Annotated in this window: 12 protein-coding genes; 2 read left to right on the plus strand and 10 right to left on the minus strand. The window is 34.0% G+C overall.

Annotated features, from left to right (window positions below; genetic code table 11):
* From C1I91_RS26345 to abc-f, 3 genes are all read right to left on the minus strand, one after another.
* Positions 1 to 1,716 (minus strand): ABC transporter ATP-binding protein, encoded by a 1,716-nt coding sequence (locus C1I91_RS26345; protein ID WP_128215591.1) that lies wholly within the window; start codon positions 1,714 to 1,716, stop codon positions 1 to 3.
* Between the two features lie 65 nt (positions 1,717 to 1,781).
* A complete protein-coding gene (locus tag C1I91_RS26350; protein WP_128215592.1) occupies positions 1,782 to 2,951 on the minus strand; it encodes a M20 family metallopeptidase in 1,170 nt (389 codons plus the stop codon).
* Between the two features lie 289 nt (positions 2,952 to 3,240).
* Positions 3,241 to 5,169 (minus strand): ribosomal protection-like ABC-F family protein, encoded by a 1,929-nt coding sequence (abc-f, locus tag C1I91_RS26355; protein ID WP_128215593.1) that lies wholly within the window; start codon positions 5,167 to 5,169, stop codon positions 3,241 to 3,243.
* Positions 5,170 to 5,996: 827 nt separating this feature from the next.
* Here abc-f and C1I91_RS26360 point away from each other — a divergent pair.
* Positions 5,997 to 8,372, plus strand: a complete 2,376-nt coding sequence (locus C1I91_RS26360) for a preprotein translocase subunit SecA (protein WP_164880670.1) — start codon at positions 5,997 to 5,999, stop codon at positions 8,370 to 8,372.
* 143 nt (positions 8,373 to 8,515) lie between these two features.
* Here the strand turns inward: C1I91_RS26360 and C1I91_RS26365 are convergent, their stop codons facing one another.
* A complete protein-coding gene (locus C1I91_RS26365; RefSeq protein WP_128215595.1) occupies positions 8,516 to 9,802 on the minus strand; it encodes an amidohydrolase family protein in 1,287 nt (428 codons plus the stop codon).
* Positions 9,803 to 10,046: 244 nt separating this feature from the next.
* Complete coding sequence (locus C1I91_RS26370) at positions 10,047 to 10,607, minus strand: cysteine hydrolase family protein (protein WP_128215596.1); 561 nt, start codon at positions 10,605 to 10,607, stop codon at positions 10,047 to 10,049.
* A 564-nt stretch (positions 10,608 to 11,171) separates the two neighbouring features.
* Here C1I91_RS26370 and C1I91_RS26375 point away from each other — a divergent pair.
* Positions 11,172 to 12,803, plus strand: a complete 1,632-nt coding sequence (locus C1I91_RS26375; protein ID WP_128215597.1) for a glycosyl hydrolase — start codon at positions 11,172 to 11,174, stop codon at positions 12,801 to 12,803.
* 172 nt (positions 12,804 to 12,975) lie between these two features.
* Here the strand turns inward: C1I91_RS26375 and C1I91_RS26380 are convergent, their stop codons facing one another.
* The 5 genes from C1I91_RS26380 to C1I91_RS26395 all read right to left on the minus strand — a co-directional run bounded on the left by C1I91_RS26380 (position 12,976) and on the right by C1I91_RS26395 (position 18,407).
* The gene (locus C1I91_RS26380) at positions 12,976 to 13,428 is read right to left on the minus strand and encodes a GNAT family N-acetyltransferase (protein WP_128215598.1); all 453 of its coding nucleotides are present in this window, start codon (positions 13,426 to 13,428) and stop codon (positions 12,976 to 12,978) included.
* Positions 13,429 to 13,717: 289 nt separating this feature from the next.
* Positions 13,718 to 13,909: a YwbE family protein gene (locus tag C1I91_RS26385; RefSeq protein ID WP_128215599.1), complete on the minus strand. Its 192-nt coding sequence runs from the start codon at positions 13,907 to 13,909 to the stop codon at positions 13,718 to 13,720.
* A gap of 266 nt (positions 13,910 to 14,175) precedes the next feature.
* Positions 14,176 to 17,844: a carbohydrate binding domain-containing protein gene (locus C1I91_RS26390; RefSeq protein WP_128215600.1), complete on the minus strand. Its 3,669-nt coding sequence runs from the start codon at positions 17,842 to 17,844 to the stop codon at positions 14,176 to 14,178.
* Between the two features lie 23 nt (positions 17,845 to 17,867).
* Complete coding sequence (locus C1I91_RS28435; protein ID WP_164880671.1) at positions 17,868 to 18,026, minus strand: hypothetical protein; 159 nt, start codon at positions 18,024 to 18,026, stop codon at positions 17,868 to 17,870.
* Between the two features lie 147 nt (positions 18,027 to 18,173).
* Positions 18,174 to 18,407 (minus strand): helix-turn-helix transcriptional regulator, encoded by a 234-nt coding sequence (locus C1I91_RS26395; protein ID WP_164880672.1) that lies wholly within the window; start codon positions 18,405 to 18,407, stop codon positions 18,174 to 18,176.
* Positions 18,408 to 18,567: the final 160 nt, after the last annotated feature.

Raw genomic sequence — 18,567 nt, forward strand, 5'->3', positions numbered from 1 at the left:
TTACGCCTCCCTGCTGCTTTCAATCTGTGTCTTATAGATATCTTGATATATTTCACAGCTTTCCATAAGCTCATCATGAGTTCCATATCCAACCTTACGACCGTTGTCCATAACTAAGATCTTATCTGCAAACATAGCAGTTCCGCAACGCTGCGTAATAGTTATTATGGTTTGATTTGTTTCCTTTGAGTTTAGATTGTCTCTAACCTTTGCTTCTGTTACAGCATCAAGGGCGCTAGTAGCATCATCAAGTATTAGAACAGGAGCTTGTTTAAGTATGCCTCTTGCTATAGAAATACGCTGCTTCTGCCCTCCTGAAATATTGACAGCAGAGCTTCCTAAAGTGCTATGGTAACCTTCTGGCATCTTATCAATAAATGATGCTTGAGCTTTTGCTGCAGCTTCCTTTATCATATCCTCTTTGCTCTTATTATTTCCCCAGCTTATGTTTTCAGCAACAGAACCTGAAAATAGCATAGGCTTCTGAGGAACTATAGCAATAGCATTACGAACTGAGGTAATATCTAGCTCTTTAATATTATTGTCGTTAATCAATATTTCTCCGCTATCTATATCATAAAATCTTAACAACAACCAAGCTATTGTAGACTTACCACTTCCAGTAGGTCCTATTATGGCTAGACTCTCTCCTTCTCTCATAGAGAAAGATAAATCTTTAATTGCAGGAACTCCGCTACCATTAGGATATGCAAAGGTAACATTTTTAAACTCAACAGCTCCCTTTAGTTGTACCGCCTTACCATCATGATTAAAGTCCTCTTCAGCGTCTATAACTTCCTTAATACGAGAAGTAGATGCTTTAGTTCTTACAAAGGTATTGAATATGTTGGTTATCATGATAAGTGAAGTTAATATCTGAGCCATATAAATAGTGAAAGCTGATATATCTCCTGGACTTGCAAGCCTTGATAAAAACAGTTTGCTTCCGGTAAGAATAACAACTACTGTCCCTATACCAACTATCAAGGTCATCAGTGGTGATATAAAGGTTATTATCATCTGAGAGGAAACTCCCATCTTCATCAAATTCAGATTTGCCTCTTCGAACTTATCAGTTTCCTTGTCGTAGGTCCCAAAAGCTTTGACTAGACGAACCCCTATAAGATACTCTTGAACCACTGAGTTCACTTTATCCATTGCTTTTTGAAGCTTATAAAACCGTGGATAGCTAAGCTTCATACTAATTACTATAAGAACTCCAACTACTGCAACAACACTATAAATTATTATACTTAACCTAAAGTTTAAAATGCTTGCAAGCACAATACTTCCAACACAAGTTATTGGAGCCTTCAAAAATATTCTCATTATCCCATTAAATTGTACTATCTGAGCTGTATCATTGGTCATTCTAGTTATTAAAGAGCCGCTTTCAAGCTTATCCGCACTAACTTCAGAAAAACTCATAATTTTTTTAAATAAATCATATCTTAGATCTGCTCCCATACGCTGTGACACCTTACTGGCTAAGATATTTCTAGTAACAGCAAAGCAAGCTCCTATGCCAGTGACTATAAGCATAAGTGCCCCCCAATAGTAAACCTTAGAAAGAGAACCTTGCTCAATTCCAGTGTTTATTATGTTAGACATTAAAGTGGGACCAAGAAGATCACAGAAAGCTTCGAAAACAACACAGGTTACTGCTATTAGAAATGGAAGCTTATATCTCTTAAAATACTTATTATATAATCCCATAAACCTTATCCTTTCTTTAGTATGAATTTCAAATAATATTATAACTCTTTTTATCGAAGTAAAAATCACTCTACTCTTGTATTAACTTCAAATTCCTTTTTTATGCTCTTTAGAAGTTCTTTATCCGTAATTACATCATATCCAGTAAGAGCTAAGGCACAAGCGCCTTTAAGTAATGCTTCATGAGCAGCCTTTGTAATGGTAAAGTCGGCCATATCCTTTGTATGTCCAATAAGGTTTGGATTACCAATTCCTATAGTAGGATGTATAGCTGGTGCTACATAACTAACATTTCCCATATCAATAGAGCCATGACCACCTTCTGGTGTCTTTATATCCTCTATGCCAACAAGCTTTAAATTTGAATTGAAGGCTTCAGAAAGTGCATTATTTGTATTCATATCATCATACGATATTTCGTAATTGCTTATCTCAAGCTTAGCACCAGTCATCAGGGCAGCTCCCCTTGCAACATTACACACCTTTTCTCTAACTTCTTTTAAATAGCTCTTCTTAGCTGCCCTAACATAAAATTGAGCTGTAGCCTTATCTGGAACTATATTAGCCGCCTTTCCTCCATCACTTATTATTCCATGAATTCTAACATCAGAGGTTACATGTTGTCTTAACGCATTTATACCATTAAAAGTAAGAATCACTGCATCTAATGCATTAACACCCTTTTCCGGTGAAGCTGCTGCATGAGCAGTCTTTCCATAGAAATCAAACTGAATAGCATCCATAGCTAGTGATGTTCCACTTTTATAGGTCAATTCACCAGGATGTAGTATCATCGCTGCATCTATTCCTTCAAAACATCCTCTCTCTGCTAGTTTAACCTTTGCCCCATCAGTCTCTTCTGCAGGTGTTCCAAAAACTATAATTTTACCACCGGTTTTATTTATTACCTTACTTAAAGCTACTGCTGCCCCAACACTCATAGTTCCTATCATGTTATGTCCACAACCATGACCTATCCCAGGCAGTGCATCATATTCGCAAAGCAAAGCTATTGATGGTCCTTCAATACCGCTATAATAGCTAGCCTTAAAGGCTGTTTCTATCTCATCTATCCCAAGTTGTACCTCAAATTTATTTTCCTTCAAGAACGTAGTTAAGGTTTCTACTGCTTTATATTCATTGTTTCCAAGCTCAGGATTTGCATAAATAAAATCATTTATCTCAAATAGCTTCTCCCTAACTTTATAAACTTCCTCTTTAATTATTTCTTTCATCTCATAAGCCCCCTGTTATTTTAAAATATATTATTCTATTTTATCATTAAATTTATTTTAATTCCTTATATAGTTGAATCTTATAATATAGCCATGACAAATGATATGTTCTTGTCTAGTATCTTTTACAATTATATATCCCCAGATTTCTTTTTTACGGTTCCACCTAACTAGCTGTTCTAACCCCTTAATATCGCTAGGTTTAACTATTTAAAAATTTATACTTTCCTAGATATTAAAGACTGCACTAAAGAAGCTATCCTTAGTGCAGTCTAATTAATTAATAGAACTAGTTTTCGAAACTTAACCAAAGCTCCATAACTGTATCTAGCTCTTTACTCAATTGTTCCTTTCTACAGTAAAGCTTGTTAAGTTCATCATAATGAAGCTCCGAATTGGCCATTTCTAAATCTACCTCAGCTATGTCTTTTTCAAGCTTTTCAAGCTTTATAAAAGTCTTTTCTTTCTCAACTTCTCTTCTTTTACTTTCATCCACAGTCCTTGTTTTCTTAAGCTTTTCAGTTTTTATTAAAGGTGCCTTTACTTCTTGATGCTCTAATTTAAGCTTTTCCTTTTTATAAAAGTCATAATTACCAAGATAGCTTTTAAAGCCCTTATCCTCAACAGCAATTACTCTTTCTCCAACCTTATTAATAAAATATCTATCATGAGATATGAAGAATATAGTTCCGCTAAAGTCTTCCAAAGCTTCTTCAAAGTTTTCTATAGAGTCAATATCAAGGTGATTTGTAGGTTCATCTAATATAAGAAGATTAATATCTTCATATAGCAATCTCCCAAGCTTTAACCTAATTTTTTCTCCACCAGATAGATGTTTTACCTTCTTAAATACACTGTTACCATAAAACATAAACTTAGAAAGATATTCTCTTGCCTTTCCTTCTGCTATAAATATTCCCTCTCTAAAGCACTCCAAAACCGTGAGCTCTTCATCATTAAATGTTATCCTTTGTGGAAGATATGCTGCCTTAACACTGGCTCCTAGCTCTACTATCCCTGAATCTGCAGCTTCTTCCCCTAAAAGTATCTTTAGAAAAGTTGTTTTACCACATCCATTAGGCCCTATAAGTGCTACTCTTTCTCCATAGCTAACCATTAGATTGGCATGTTTAAAAATAGTCTTATCTTCAAAGCATTTGTTTAAGTTTAAAGCTTTAATGGTTTCTTTTCCTGATCTTTGGGCAGCTTTAAAGCTTAGTTTCATATTTTGCTTTTCAAGAATTGGTTTATCTATTCTATCCATCTTATCGAGCTTTATTTGCATACTTGCTGCTCTTCTAAAGAATTTATTATTATCCGCCCTCATAGCCCAGTCTCTCAAGTCCTTAATTGTTTTCTCCATAGTATTTATCTTCTTTTGCTGTTCCCTAAACTGCTCATACTGGACTCTCATATTTTCTTCCTTTTGGCTAACATAAGAAGAATAATTGCCCTTATAAGTTATGGACTCCATATCTTCTATTTCTACTATCTTTGTTACTACGTTATCTAAGAAATATCTATCATGAGAAACTATAATAACTATTCCTTTGTACTCCTTAAGATAAGCTTCTAGCCATTCAATAGAGTCCATATCTAGATGATTGGTAGGCTCATCTAAAAGAAGTATATCTGGATTGTCGATAAGAAGCTTTCCAAGGACAACAGTGGTTTTTTCTCCACCACTTAATAAACTAAAATCCTTATTCAAAAAGCTCTCACTAAACTTTAATCCAGTGCATACCTTTCCTAATTTCTCTTCTACCTCATATCCACCTTTGACCTCGTAAAGCTGAACCAGAGAACTATATTTCTTTAAAGCCTTTTCTAAAGATTCTCCTATAAGAGTTTTTAGCTCACATTCTAGCTTACGCATCTTTTCTTCTATTTCTTTAACCTCTTGAAAGGCTAAATTTAACACATCAATAACCTTTACGCCCTCTGGATACTCCGGTATCTGTTCAAGGTAAGCCACACTGGCTTCTCTCGGCAGATTAATAAAGCCTTCATCATAGCCGTAGCTAGAGGTCTGAGGATAACCAGGGTAATAGTTCATAGGCTCTATTCCTGCTATTAGCTTAAGAATAGTACTTTTACCACTACCATTTACCCCTACTATACCAACCTTTTCTCCCGAATAGACCTGAAAGGTTATATTTTCAGTCACAAGCGTTGCTTCCATATATTTTTTTACACCACTTAACGATAATTCAAACATATTTATTCCTTCTTTCATCCATTGATACTAATCATTTCTTTATGGATAGGCAGTCTTTTCTTTCATCTCTACATTTTCTTAACACCTACATGAAAAAATTTAGCAGATCACATAGCCTTAGCATTTAAATTTCCTAAGTATACTTATCTAAAGGCTTACATCAAATACCCAGAACCCTAAAATATAAAAAGGACTGCAAGAAGAGTTATCTTCCTACAGCCCGAAATATTCTATCTTATAATAACTTATTAAAATTAAATATAGTAAAAGTTAGTGCTTTTAATACTATCACTAAAAACTCATTATTATCATATCTAATTCTTGAATTCTAAAAAATTCCAAGGTGTCCCTATAATTACTGGGATACTTAATAATTTATAATATAAATCTCAGAGAAGCAAGTTACCTTCTAAATGCTTATTCCATAAAGAGTACAACAATAAAACCTAATTAAATCTAGGCAAATTAGAACTCATTACAAAATATCTATTAATTTTTCATAAATTAATATTAGCAATTAGCTGGTATCATAACTTACTTTCCCCTTTCCGTGTAATTTACTTAATAATATCACACTTTCAAATATATGTAAACAAGGCAACTTAACTTACAATATTATGATTTAACAATATTAATGCACTGAGTCAAAAATAATTGCTAATCCTCCCATGCTTTAATTAACCTAGGGAAAGAATTATAGGGAACCTTTATAAAAACTTAAGTTATATGCAAACCTTGAAACATATATTTTACTTTTATAAATCCATTACTTAATGTAAAATATATACAACAAATAATATTTTATGAAACAGCATGGAGGAAGATTCATGTTTAAGAGAAACAAACTTTTAGAAAGCTATGAATTCATAGCTGAGGAAATAAATAAAGTGAATTTACAACACTTAAGTAATGAAGAGTTATTAAATAAATCAAATAGTTTAAAGCAACTTGCGCTTGATGGCACTTCTAGTGATGAGCTTATCATAGAGGGCTTTTCTTTAGTAAAAGAAGCTGTAAAGAGAACCTTAGGTTTTGAAGTCTATGATGTTCAATTGGCGGCAGCGGTAGCACTTAATGATAAGAAACTTATTGAAATGAAAACTGGCGAAGGTAAAACCTTAACAGCAGTATTTCCTGCTTATCTTAACAGCTTATCAAAGAAAGGTGTACATATCCTTACCTTTAATGATTACTTAGCTAAAAGAGATGCTCTTTGGATGAAGCCTATTTATGAGCTCCTTGGAGTAACTGTTGGCTTTGTACAAGAAAGTATGTCCATAGACGAAAAGAAAGCAGCTTATGGTTGTGATGTAACCTACGTTACTGCAAAGGAATCGGGCTTTGATTTTCTCAGAGACTCAATTTGCTACAATAAGGAAGACTTAATTCACGGTTCTTTTCATTTTGCTATCATAGATGAGGCTGATTCAATACTAATAGATGAGGCAAGAATACCTTTAGTTATAGCTGTAAGTTCTGATGAAAAAGGTTCAAACTTTAAGAAAGTTAGGGACGCTGTTACCTCACTAGACTCTTTAACAGACTACACCAAAGATGAATACGGTCAAAATGTTTATCTTACAGAAAAGGGAATATCTCATATTGAAGCCTTATTAGCATGCGGAAATCTTTATGAAAAAGAAAATTTTGATTTGCTAACTCAGGTGAATAGTGCTCTTTATGCAGAGGTGCTACTAAAAAAAGATGTAGACTATATCATACGTAATGGAAAAGTTGAAATGGTGGATGAGTTCACCGGTCGTGTTGCAAAAAATAGACATTGGCCTGATGGTCTTCAAAGTGCTTTAGAGACCAAAGAAAACCTTGAAGTTCGATCTAGAGGCCGAATCTTAACTCAGATAACCCTTCAACATTTTATCAGCCTATATGAAAACTTATCAGGTATGACTGGAACCGCTGTTGATGCAAGATACGAATTCAGCGAAATTTATGATATTGAAATCGTGGTAATACCTCCAAATAAAAATTCTAATAGAATAGATTTGCCAAACTATGTATTTACTGATAAAGAAGCTAAGTACCAGGCCTTAGTTGAAGAAGTTAAAACCGTTAATGCTACTGGTCAGCCAATTCTTATAGGCACTAGTAGTATTCAAGAATCTACATATTTGGCAGAGCAGCTACTAAACTCAGGAATAAACTGTCAGGTACTAAATGCTAAAAATGATGAACTAGAAGCTCAAATTATTGAAAGAGCTGGAGTGTTCGGAGCTGTAACTGTTTCAACCAATATGGCAGGAAGAGGTGTAGATATATTGCTAGGCGGTCCTGAGGGAAAAGATGTAGAAAAAATAAAAAGCTTAGGCGGACTATATGTAATAGGAACAAACCTTCATGAAAGCTTAAGAATAGATAAGCAGTTAAAAGGTAGAACTGGCAGACAAGGAGATCCCGGCTTAACCCGCTTCTTCATAAGCTTAGAGGATGATCTCATTGTAAAATACGGAATACAGAATATTATTCCTAAGTCAAGAATGCCTAAGCATCAAAAGGAACCTCTTAAAAATGCTGCCTTTAGAGGAAAGATCAATCAAGTTCAACGAATAATTCAAGGTAATAACTCTGATTTGAGAAGAGAATTATATAAATTTTCTCTTATATTGGATGATCAAAGACAATATATGTACAATATCCGTATGAGTATTATAGAAGGTAATTCTGAAGACGAAATATTATCCAAGGATTTTCCAACACTGCATGAAAAATTAAAGCAGCAATATACTTTAGCTGAAATTGAGAAGTTTAAGAAAAATCTTAGATTATTTAATATTGATCAATGTTGGTCTGAATATCTTGCAAAGGTGGCAAGCATAAAGGAAGGTATTCATCTAAATCTGTTAGGAGGTAAGAATCCTCTAAATGTATTCAATCTTACCTTGGTAGAGGAATTTGATATTTTACAAGAAGAAATAGAAGAAGCCATAAAAGCTGATTATAATAAACTTTTAAATTCTGAACTATCCTTTGAAGAAATTAGTGAAAGAAATAAACCACCGGTTTCTACCTGGACATACTTCGTATATGACAATACTCTAGATAGTTTTCTAGGTATAGGAATGCTTCCAGTGGTAGCATTATTACAAGTTGGAGAAGCTGTTGGTTTAAGAAAGCTAAAAGGTTATTTCTCTGGATTAAGTTTTGATATAGAAGCATTATATTATAAGCTCGTAAATAAATCATAGATTAAATTGTAGGCTCTGTTAAAGTACTGTGTTGAAATTAAGTGGTTACTCGCTAGATTCCTTAATGTTAATAAGGTATCTCCTGCTAACCACTTAATTTAATTTGTAAATTAGTTTCCTAACTGTGCACTGAAATCGGGACATTAGAACCGTCCCTGCGTCCCAATTTCCTTTCCCTTAATATATCTCCTTACTATATTTCTATCGTCACCCATGTAACAGAAACGTTCTAATCTTTCTAATGGATTTATATCTTCCGAATAAATATTGCTGTCATCTACTACTAGAGCATTAAACCAATAGCCTTCTTCAAAGGCCCCAACCTTTTCAAAGTATCTTCCTCCTGAACGAGTGGCCATGTAAAAAGCTTCTGAAAGAGTTACAGCATCCCACTGTGGATCAAACATATTCCGGATCTTTGAATGCTGTATAGTAGTTGCAATGCATCTAGCTATTGATAAACTTGCTCCAGAGCCTATATCACTGCCAAGAGCTAGATTTATCCCCATCTCAAGAAGTTTTTTAACTGGCATTATCCCTCCAGCATTTATATTTGAAGTAGCATCTGGACAATGAACTGCCATACAGTTTGGATTCTTCATAAGTTCTAAAACATCTTCATCCATGAAGATACAATGAGCCATTATTGTTGGCGTATTACCTAAAAGTTTATTTTTATAAAATATCTCTGCTCCATTTTTATAATCTGGAAAAAGATCCTTACAAACCTTCATTTCATTGACGGCTTCACACATGTGAGAATGCACTGGAACTTCATATCTTTCTGCTAATTCTCCTAGTCCTGACAATAACTTTTCACTACAAGTGATTGAAAACCTAGGTACAATAGATGCTTTTACTTCTCCAGCTTTTATATGCTCTTTTATAAATCTCTCAGTTTCCACAATTGACTGCTCTGTTTCTTCTATATAGTATTCTGGGCTGTTCTGATCCATATTTAACTTTCCAGTAAAAGCAAAAAGTCCCCTTTCTCTAAGTATATCAAAAAGTATTTCCGAAGCCTCGTAATGAATGGAAGGAAAACAATTAACATGCAAGGTTCCTTGACGTATTAATTCGTCCACAAAAAGGGTGTATATCTTTTTTGCATGATCTGCATCCTTGAACTTTGCCTCATTTGGATATGTATATGTATTTAACCAATCTAATAACTCCCTGTCCATCCCTATGCCTCTTTGTAAAAATTGAGGAGCGTGAACATGCATATCGCAAAAACCGGGGATGATAAGCCTATCTCCAAAGTCTATAATATTTTCCTTTGGAAAGTCTTCAGGCAATTCGTAGCAAATCTCCTTAACCTGACCATTAAAAACTAATATGTAGGAATTATCCTTACTAATCATAGTATTCTTGTTCTCACTGTAAATTATATTTCCTTTGTAAGCCTTATAATAAGTATACTTTTCCATTAAAATCTCCCTTCAGCATTTATATATAATTGTCTTGATAATCTCATAAAACTCCACTTAAGCTATTTTCTTAATTATTTATGACCTAAAAATTTATATTTTCAAACTTTTTCTCTCAAATAGCAGCTAAGTTTTGAAAATATGTTAATAATAAAAGTTCTACATCTTTAATTATAATATATTTTTAAATATAAATGCCCTCCCAAATAACTATGAGAGAGCATATCTTTTTATATAGGTAAACTTAGCTAATCTTTTCGAATTCTTCTACTGAAGTTAATACTATATCTCGTTCTGAGTATTTATCCAATAATTTTGGCATTTTACTCATATCCATAGTGGTAATAGCATCCTTTAAAACTGAAACTTTATATCCTCTGCTTTTACCCCCTACTGATGTTTTTAAAACGCAAGCAGAAGCATCTAAGCCAACTAAAAACAGTTCATTAATGTTATTTTGCTTTAAGAAGGTATCTAAATTAGGATTTGAAAAAGCATCCCCTTTACCTTTAGAATAAATATTATCGCTAACAATATTTATCCTTGAGTCTATTTCACTTCCAGCAGTATCTTTAATTAGTTTACCTATTAAAGTTCTACTTAATAGACTGTTTCTATACTCATACTTTATATATACTACAACGATACCTTTTTCCTTGGAAAGTTTAATTACTGAATTCACATTGTTAATTAGTTCTTCTGAATTCTTATATGGATGCGGCTTGGTAGCGGTTACTCCAGTCATATCTTCCTGTATATCTATTACTAATAAAGCTTTATTTGTAGACTTCTTATAACTATCCATTATTTTTTCCTCTCATAATAATTTATTATAATATACTAATTAAACTTCCATATATAGAGAACCTATATAAAAAATTAATTTATACTTGTTATGAAATCCCAACTTCTAGGGATTATGGGGCACGTATAACTTAACAGTTGAGTTAGGAAGGCCTATATATGCTATTGAAAAACCTCAAATTTAAATACAGATAAATTTCTTTTTACATCTCAACAACCTCCAGATACCTTCTCATATTCCTTAATTTAACATATTATACTGCACAGCAATTTATTATTCAAATAAAAATAATTTAACATTACAGCCGCTAATAATTGTATTGTAATATTGACGTCACTTCATAAATCTAGAAGTAAATGAAAAATAATCACCCATGTTAAAATAAACAAATTTTTATAATAACTTTGTTATTAATTCTAATTTCTTAACATATTATAGTTTTGTAAGTAAATAAAGTATATACCTTTCTAACGATAGGTAATGTTTTATGTAATCTTACAGTATTAGTTCATATAACATAACTATTTAATAAACAAAAATTTAATTTTAAGGGGTGTATCTATTATGAATAAGACTTTACGTAAAGTACTGTCTCTGATGACAACCATTGCAATAGCAGGTACTTTTCTCACTAACAAGCCTATTTCAGTTAAAGCCGCAACTTCCCTTCCTGTAAAAATGGAAGCTGAGACTTGCACTCTAAGCAATGGTGCTACTGTTACTGACAACGTCTATGGAACCAAATATCCTGGGTATTCTGGCAGTGGATTTGTGTGGGTGCCAAACTCAGGTACAATAACACTAAACGTCACAGTCCCTAAAAATGGTATGTACGAGCTTTCAACAAGATGCTGGATGTATCTTGGAAACAAAGGTGATACTAGACTTCAGGTTCTTAGCATCAATGGAGTTTCCCAAGGCAATTTTTATATTCCAAACAAAGGCGGATGGGCTGATTACAGTTTTGGATACTTTTACCTTGAAGCAGGACAGGCAAAAATCGAGATTGGCACCTCAGGAAGCTGGGGGTTTGTACTATATGATACAGTAACCTTTGACAATGCCAAAATGCCTGCATTAAAGATTGATCCAACCCCTTCTGATGTAAATGCAACATCTGAAACAAAAGCTCTTAAAAACTACCTTACCAGCGTTTATGGCAATCACGTTCTTTCTGGACAGCAGGAGATTTATGGTGGCGGAAATAACGGCAATACTGAGCTTGAATTTAATTATATACATGACAAGACAGGTAAATACCCTGCTATCAGAGGCTTTGATATGATGAACTACAATCCTCTATATGGATGGGAAGATGGTACAACAAATCGTATAATTCAATGGGTAAAACAACGTGGAGGTATCGCAACTTCCTCATGGCATATCAACATTCCATCTGATTTTACAAGCTATAAATTAGGCGATAAATTAGACTGGTCAAAATGCACTTATAAACCTACATCTAGCTTTAAAGCAGCTAACTGTCTAGATAAATCCACAAAGGAATATGCATACTTAATGCTTGCAATTGATGATCTTGCAAAACAGCTTCGTGTTCTTCAAGATGCAAAGGTTCCTCTACTTTTTAGACCTTTCCATGAAGCTGAAGGTAATAACAATACAGATGGTTCTGGCGCTTGGTTCTGGTGGGGTTCTTCAGGTTCTGAAGTCTACAAGCAACTTTGGCAGCTTCTTTACACAACACTAACTGAAAAATACGGTATTCACAATCTAATATGGGAAGTTAATCTTTATACCTATGCAAATTCAGCTCAGTGGTATCCAGGAGATAACTATGTAGATATAGTAGGATATGATAAATATGAAGGCTCTCCTTACACCTGGAAAACAAGTGCTGCAACAACAGCTTTTCTTACCCTTGTAAACGACACCACCGATAAAAAAATGGTCGCAATGACTGAAAATGACGTTATCCCAGACATTCAGAACATCGTCAATCAAGGAGCTTGGTGGCTATATTTCTGCCCATGGTATGGTGACTTTATTACCAGTTCAACCTATAACAATCCTACACTTCTAAATACTATATACAACAGTCCATATGTATTAACACTAGATGAACTACCAACAAACCTTTATGGAACAACTACAACCAAGCTAACTTATGGCAACGTAAATAATTTTTCAAAGACAAGTTCATTAGATTCTTATTTATTGAGTACTAATCGTAGATAAATTAAAACATATAAGATGTATTGAAGTTTACTTGAAATAATAATATTTTTAATTTCACATCTTACTTTTATTATAAAATAAACTCACCTTATGCTATTCTTTAAAGCATATTGGTGAGTTTATGAATGTTAAAATAATTTCTTCATATACAATTCTTTTATTAATAAATTTCTTAGTTTAGCTTTTTAGCTACATAAAATCCATCTACAACTTCTTTGCACCATTCTACCCATATCTTGGCTGGGCACATACAATAATCTAATGCATACCACATTGGAATAGCTTCTTTTTTATCTTCGCTACTCCAAGCTCTGATTTGATGATATCCATTCTCTTTGGCCCACTTCTCAGTATGAGTTATCATTCCTCTTGCTATGCCTTGTTTTCTATACTTTTCATTTACTTCGATAACATCAATATAAGCGTCTCTTAAATATTCTAATGGTTTTGGATATTCTAATGGATATGTCGATATAATCCCAACTGGTACTTCATTATCATAAGCTACTAATGATAAACAGCCTTCACCAAAATGAAAACAATTAAATTTAATAATGTAATCACCAAAAATCTCTGCAATTTTAGGCACTTCATTTATATCAATTACTTTATATTCTATTCCCAACTAAAATCCTCCATTTCTAAAGGAGGGTTAAATTATGGTCACCCTCCCTGTATTTCTTAATTTACAAACCAGTATATTTTTCATATGAAATCACTCCTTCCACTATTATATAAAGGTTATAACAAATCTACCCTTTAATTTAATAAATCGCACAAGCTTAAACTGATACAATTATATTATAGCTTACTTTTTTACCAAATAATACAATACAACTCAAACTGTTCGATTTTTTTGCTATAATAAAAAGCACTCAATCAAAAAATTGAATGCTCTCTATTATGCCTAAATATTATTTTATTTTCTGAACTCTTCCTACAATTCCACCCTCAAGCATTACCTTGATACCACGTGGATGAACCTCTGAGTTTGTGAGAAGTTTTTGCACTATACCCTCTGTTAGCTTTCCAGAACGCTGGTCTTGTTTTTGAACAACAAGGACTTTTGTTCCTACTTTTATATGTTTTCGTATGGTTCCATCCATAGTATTACTCTTCTTTCTTATTTTCTATATAGCTTTACTACACACTCCACATATGGTGTATGTTATTTGTAGTAACATATATTAATCGATGTTAAACTTACCTTATCTTTAACTTTGACAAAAACAATTATAACACATTAAGGCTATATAGAAATTCATACTTCACCTATTCTGTATAGCGGAGCTACGATTAGTTTATGTAGAAAAGTAATACAAAAATGACATATGGCCAGGCTGCCACATGCCATTCTTACCTTATGAATAAACTACTGTTCCTTCACCAATGAAAAATCTGATAAAGTTATGGTTGATGTAGGAGTAGTCACCCCATCAATCAGCCCCATAGATACTACCATTGTTATATTAGTATCAGTAGGATCATTCACTGTAAACTCAGCTACTGCATCTTTCGTCACATCTTTTGTTAAAGCAATATCTGCTCCACCATACCAGCCATATGTTGCTGTAAGCATAGCTAGTTTAACTGTTCTTGCTTCTGTTGAATTAGCCTTAAAGGTTACTTTATATCTTCCTCCCTTTTCCAGAGTAATCCCACTCTGCTTGAGCTGAACATTCCAATCAGCTGATCCTACATTGGTTATACAGTAAGTTGCCTTGTTATCTGTAAATGCTGATGTTGCCTGTGCTGGTGCAGTAATTGCACTTTCCCAGCCATTGCTGCCAGTTGCAAAATTAGAATTCTTCAACAAATTTTCTCCAACAGGTGTCACTTGTACCGCTGGTGCATCAATCTTTTCCAGGTTAATATTATCAATACAGATCTGATGCTGCGTTGTAATCTGAGTTCCACCTACGGCACCCATAGAGATACTTAATATGGACTTAAGATCCGTTGGTTTGTTCATCTGGAAATCAATTGTAAATGTCTGATAATTATTTGTCAGATTTACAATTTTCTCTCCGGAATATGGGTCCCAGTTATTATCAGCACTGCCATCTCTCTGAATTGCAAACATCAGCTTTCTGTTCAAACTTGATTTTGCTTCCAGAGTAAGTCTGTACCACTGATCTTTATCTAGTTCCACATTATTCTGCTTTAACTGAATCTTCCAACCCTGATCTCCTGTATTTTTAATGGTAAAAGCCGCTGCATTTTTCTCTGTTAGGCTGTCTACTACATAAGTTGCGTCTGCACTCCCATCAACATATGGATCATATCCTGCAAATCCTGCATTAAAGCTTCCGTTCTTGATCAGTGTATCCTCAACAATACGAATCTCATCTAAATAATAAATGCCCGGTTCGTTGATTTTAAATGCAATATCATTTCCCCCGCTTGTAGCTGGCATTTTGAATTTATAATTATAGAGATTATTTTTTCCATCAAGTGCAGCATCAAAAGTCTTGCCTACTACTGCTGCCTGAATGTTCTTACCAGATTCCCCCTCAGCCTTGAAACTCAATGCATAATTTGTACCTGCTGTTAATGCAAGTCCGTTCTGTGAAATCACAACCGGATTCGCATCTGTTGTTTCTTCTGAAGCCTCAATCTTTAATCTTCTTCCATCCTCTAATGGTGTGACAGAGGCATTACCATTTGCTGCCTTGATATTCCAGAAGCCCATGTGATTGGTTCCTTCCTGGAAATTAGCATTGTAAACGTAGTTACCATCTGCAAGTACTGTTTTCGCTTCATTAGAGCCATCAGACTGTGAAATCTTCTTCAGCGTTACATTGGTGATATGGATACTGGCGGCGGAACCTGCATTACCCATATTAAATTCCATACGCCCGTTTGCATCATCATCCTGTTTCATGGAAAAATTAAAAGTATATGGGCTCTTTTCTGTTGTTAAGCTAAGTCCTGTATCAGCCATATAACGCACATAACCATTATTGGGTCCTGTCACAGCTACCTTCATTGCTCTGGCATCATCTGCCCATGCATCAAACGTAACCTGATAAGTTCCACCCTTTTTCAATGGAATATTAGGCTGTACCAGCTGTACACTGTAATCTGCAGTTCCACCATTGGTGGTATTAATATCAATCTTGTTATTATTTATTTCCGCCTTTGCATCTCCTCCTACAGCTGTAATAAATCTCCAATCCTTGTCATCTGTCAGATTTTCTTGGGTGGCAAAATTACCATTGATAATATAGTTTCCATCTTCAGCCGGGTCTCTAAAAGTGACACTGTTTTCAGGTTTTGTTACGTTTTCATCATAACTATCCTTCTGATATACTCTTACATAATCAATACTATAAGCCTGATTCTCAAAATCTGTAGTTTCATCTGGATTTCCAACCCAGCTTCCACCAACTGCAAGATTTAAGATCATATAGAATTTCTGATCAAATGGAGCCGGGTAAGTAATCTCTCCCTGACCTTCTGTTCTGGAATACCAGTTATCTTCACTATGGTACATAACTCCATCCATATACCAGTTGATCTTACCTGGAAGCCATTCTACAGCAAAGTCATGATACGTATCAGAAAATGTATCATTACTTAATAAAGTGGTTCCCTGAGATTGATTATGAGGATTACCATAATGAATGGTTCCATATACTTTCGATGTATCTTGTCCCATTATTTCTGCCGCATCAATTTCGCCACATCTTGGCCATTGACCATAGTTATTCTCATCTGTAGGCATTAACCAGAATGCTGGCAGATATCCTTGTCCTTTAGGTACCTTGAGTCTTGCCTCAAAAATACCATACTTAAAGTCTTTTTTATTCTGTGTGTTAATACGACCTGATGTATAGGATGTCACTCCATTCTCATCAACAGTTTTGATTGGTTTTATTACTAATTTACCGTCTTTCAAATAGATATTTTTATCAGAATCAACATATTTCTGTTTTTCTGCATTTACCCATCCGGCATCATGTGTTTCTACGTTCCAGTCATCTCTGTTTAGTGTTGTCTCATTAAAATCATCCTGCCACTTTAATTTATAACCTTCATAAGACAATTTTTGTGCAACCTCTCCCTGATTCTCAAATGTCATCGTTACTAACAGAGTTACATTCTTTCCAGCAACTGTAATGTCTTTGGTTGCTGTGATTGTCTTGGTTGTTGTGCCTGTTTCTGCTGCATAGGCTCTTCTCATACCAATTTCTGGAATCGCTGCGCCAATCATTGTAATCACTAAAAGAAGTGTAAATAATTTTTTTCCCTTTTTCTTCTTTACAGCAAAAACAATTAAGCCTGCACTTATGAGCACAATGCATACCCACAATTCTTTATGACTAAAGATGCCAGTCTTTGTATTATTTGCGTTCAGTCCTTCCACTTGGCCTGACTTTCCCGTTGGTGATACAACGCTTGTTTCTGGATCTTTCGTTGGTGCAGCAACGCTTGTTTTTCCACTTTCCGGTGTTGATACAACGCTTGTTTCTGAATTTTTCATTGGTAATACAACACTTGTTCCTGAATTTTTCGTTGGTAATACAACGTTTGTTTCTCCATTCTTCGGTGTTGATACAACGCTTGTTTCTGAATTTTTCATTGGTAATACAACACTTGTTCCTGGATTTTTCGTTGGTAATACAACGTTTGTTTCTCCATTCTTCGGTGTTGATACAACGCTTGTTTCTGAATTTTTCGTCGGTAATATAACACTTGTTCCTGGATTTTTCGGTGTTAATACAACGCTTGTTTCTGATGTATGGCCTCCAGCAATCTGTGGGATGGTATAGATCCGCTCTCCCGAAGAACCTTTTCCATCCTCTGCTACATACCCTTTCGGCATCTGTACTTTGATTTCAATATTTGTCAATGGATTTGTACTAAGATTATTCACCTTGACAATTTCAGTGATATTATCACTGTCCGAATATTCAGATTTGTCTGTTTGTACCGACAATTCCGGCTGTATGTTTGTTTCTTCAGCAGCAAATGCATTCATCGTCATTGTTGCCATAAATAAAAATACAACCGCTACTATTTTACTTATTTTTGACACATCTACTCCCCCTTCTCATCAAACTATGCTCTTTTACTATACGCCATTATATTAGATCTATATTTTAGAGTTCTAAATTGAGCTTCACCAACGCTAATAATGATAACCTTTACAATCCACTCATCATTCACCCTATTTCTTACTACTATTAAATTTAACTTCTGTAATTTAAGTAATTTCATCTTGATTATAGCTTCATAAAATTAAGAATTCGTTGTCTTTTTTAATCTAAAAAAGGTTAGCTTTTAGCTTCTAAATACTTTTCTCAAACTATTAATTTATTTTTACACTGAATACTAAAACCTTTACAGTATTCCCTAGGATTAACCTTATATATATCCAAAAGTCTTAGTAAAAGCTTTATTATCAGGAAACCCATTATTAATTTCTATATAAGTTATAGAATAATCTGTATAAATCAAATCTTTATATGCACTTTCTAACCTTAGGCTATTTAAATATTTTACAAATGTGATTTCCATATATTTTTTAAAGCATCTAGATAAACATTGAGAAGTTAGATCAAATTCTTCTGCCACCATCTCAAGAGATAAGCTCCCCACCAATATGGAATTAAATCTTTCAATCTTACAATTTTCCTAGTCTTATAATTTATTAATATTTGCATTTCTCGTTAGAATAGCACTTGCTACACTATCCACCTCAATGAAAGGTAAAATTATTCTTGATTTTTGAACTTTTCTTGACTTTTTATATAAATTT

Origin of the sequence: Clostridium manihotivorum (assembly GCF_004015185.1) — a bacterium.
In the GTDB taxonomy this organism is placed as follows: domain Bacteria; phylum Bacillota; class Clostridia; order Clostridiales; family Clostridiaceae; genus Clostridium_AR; species Clostridium_AR manihotivorum.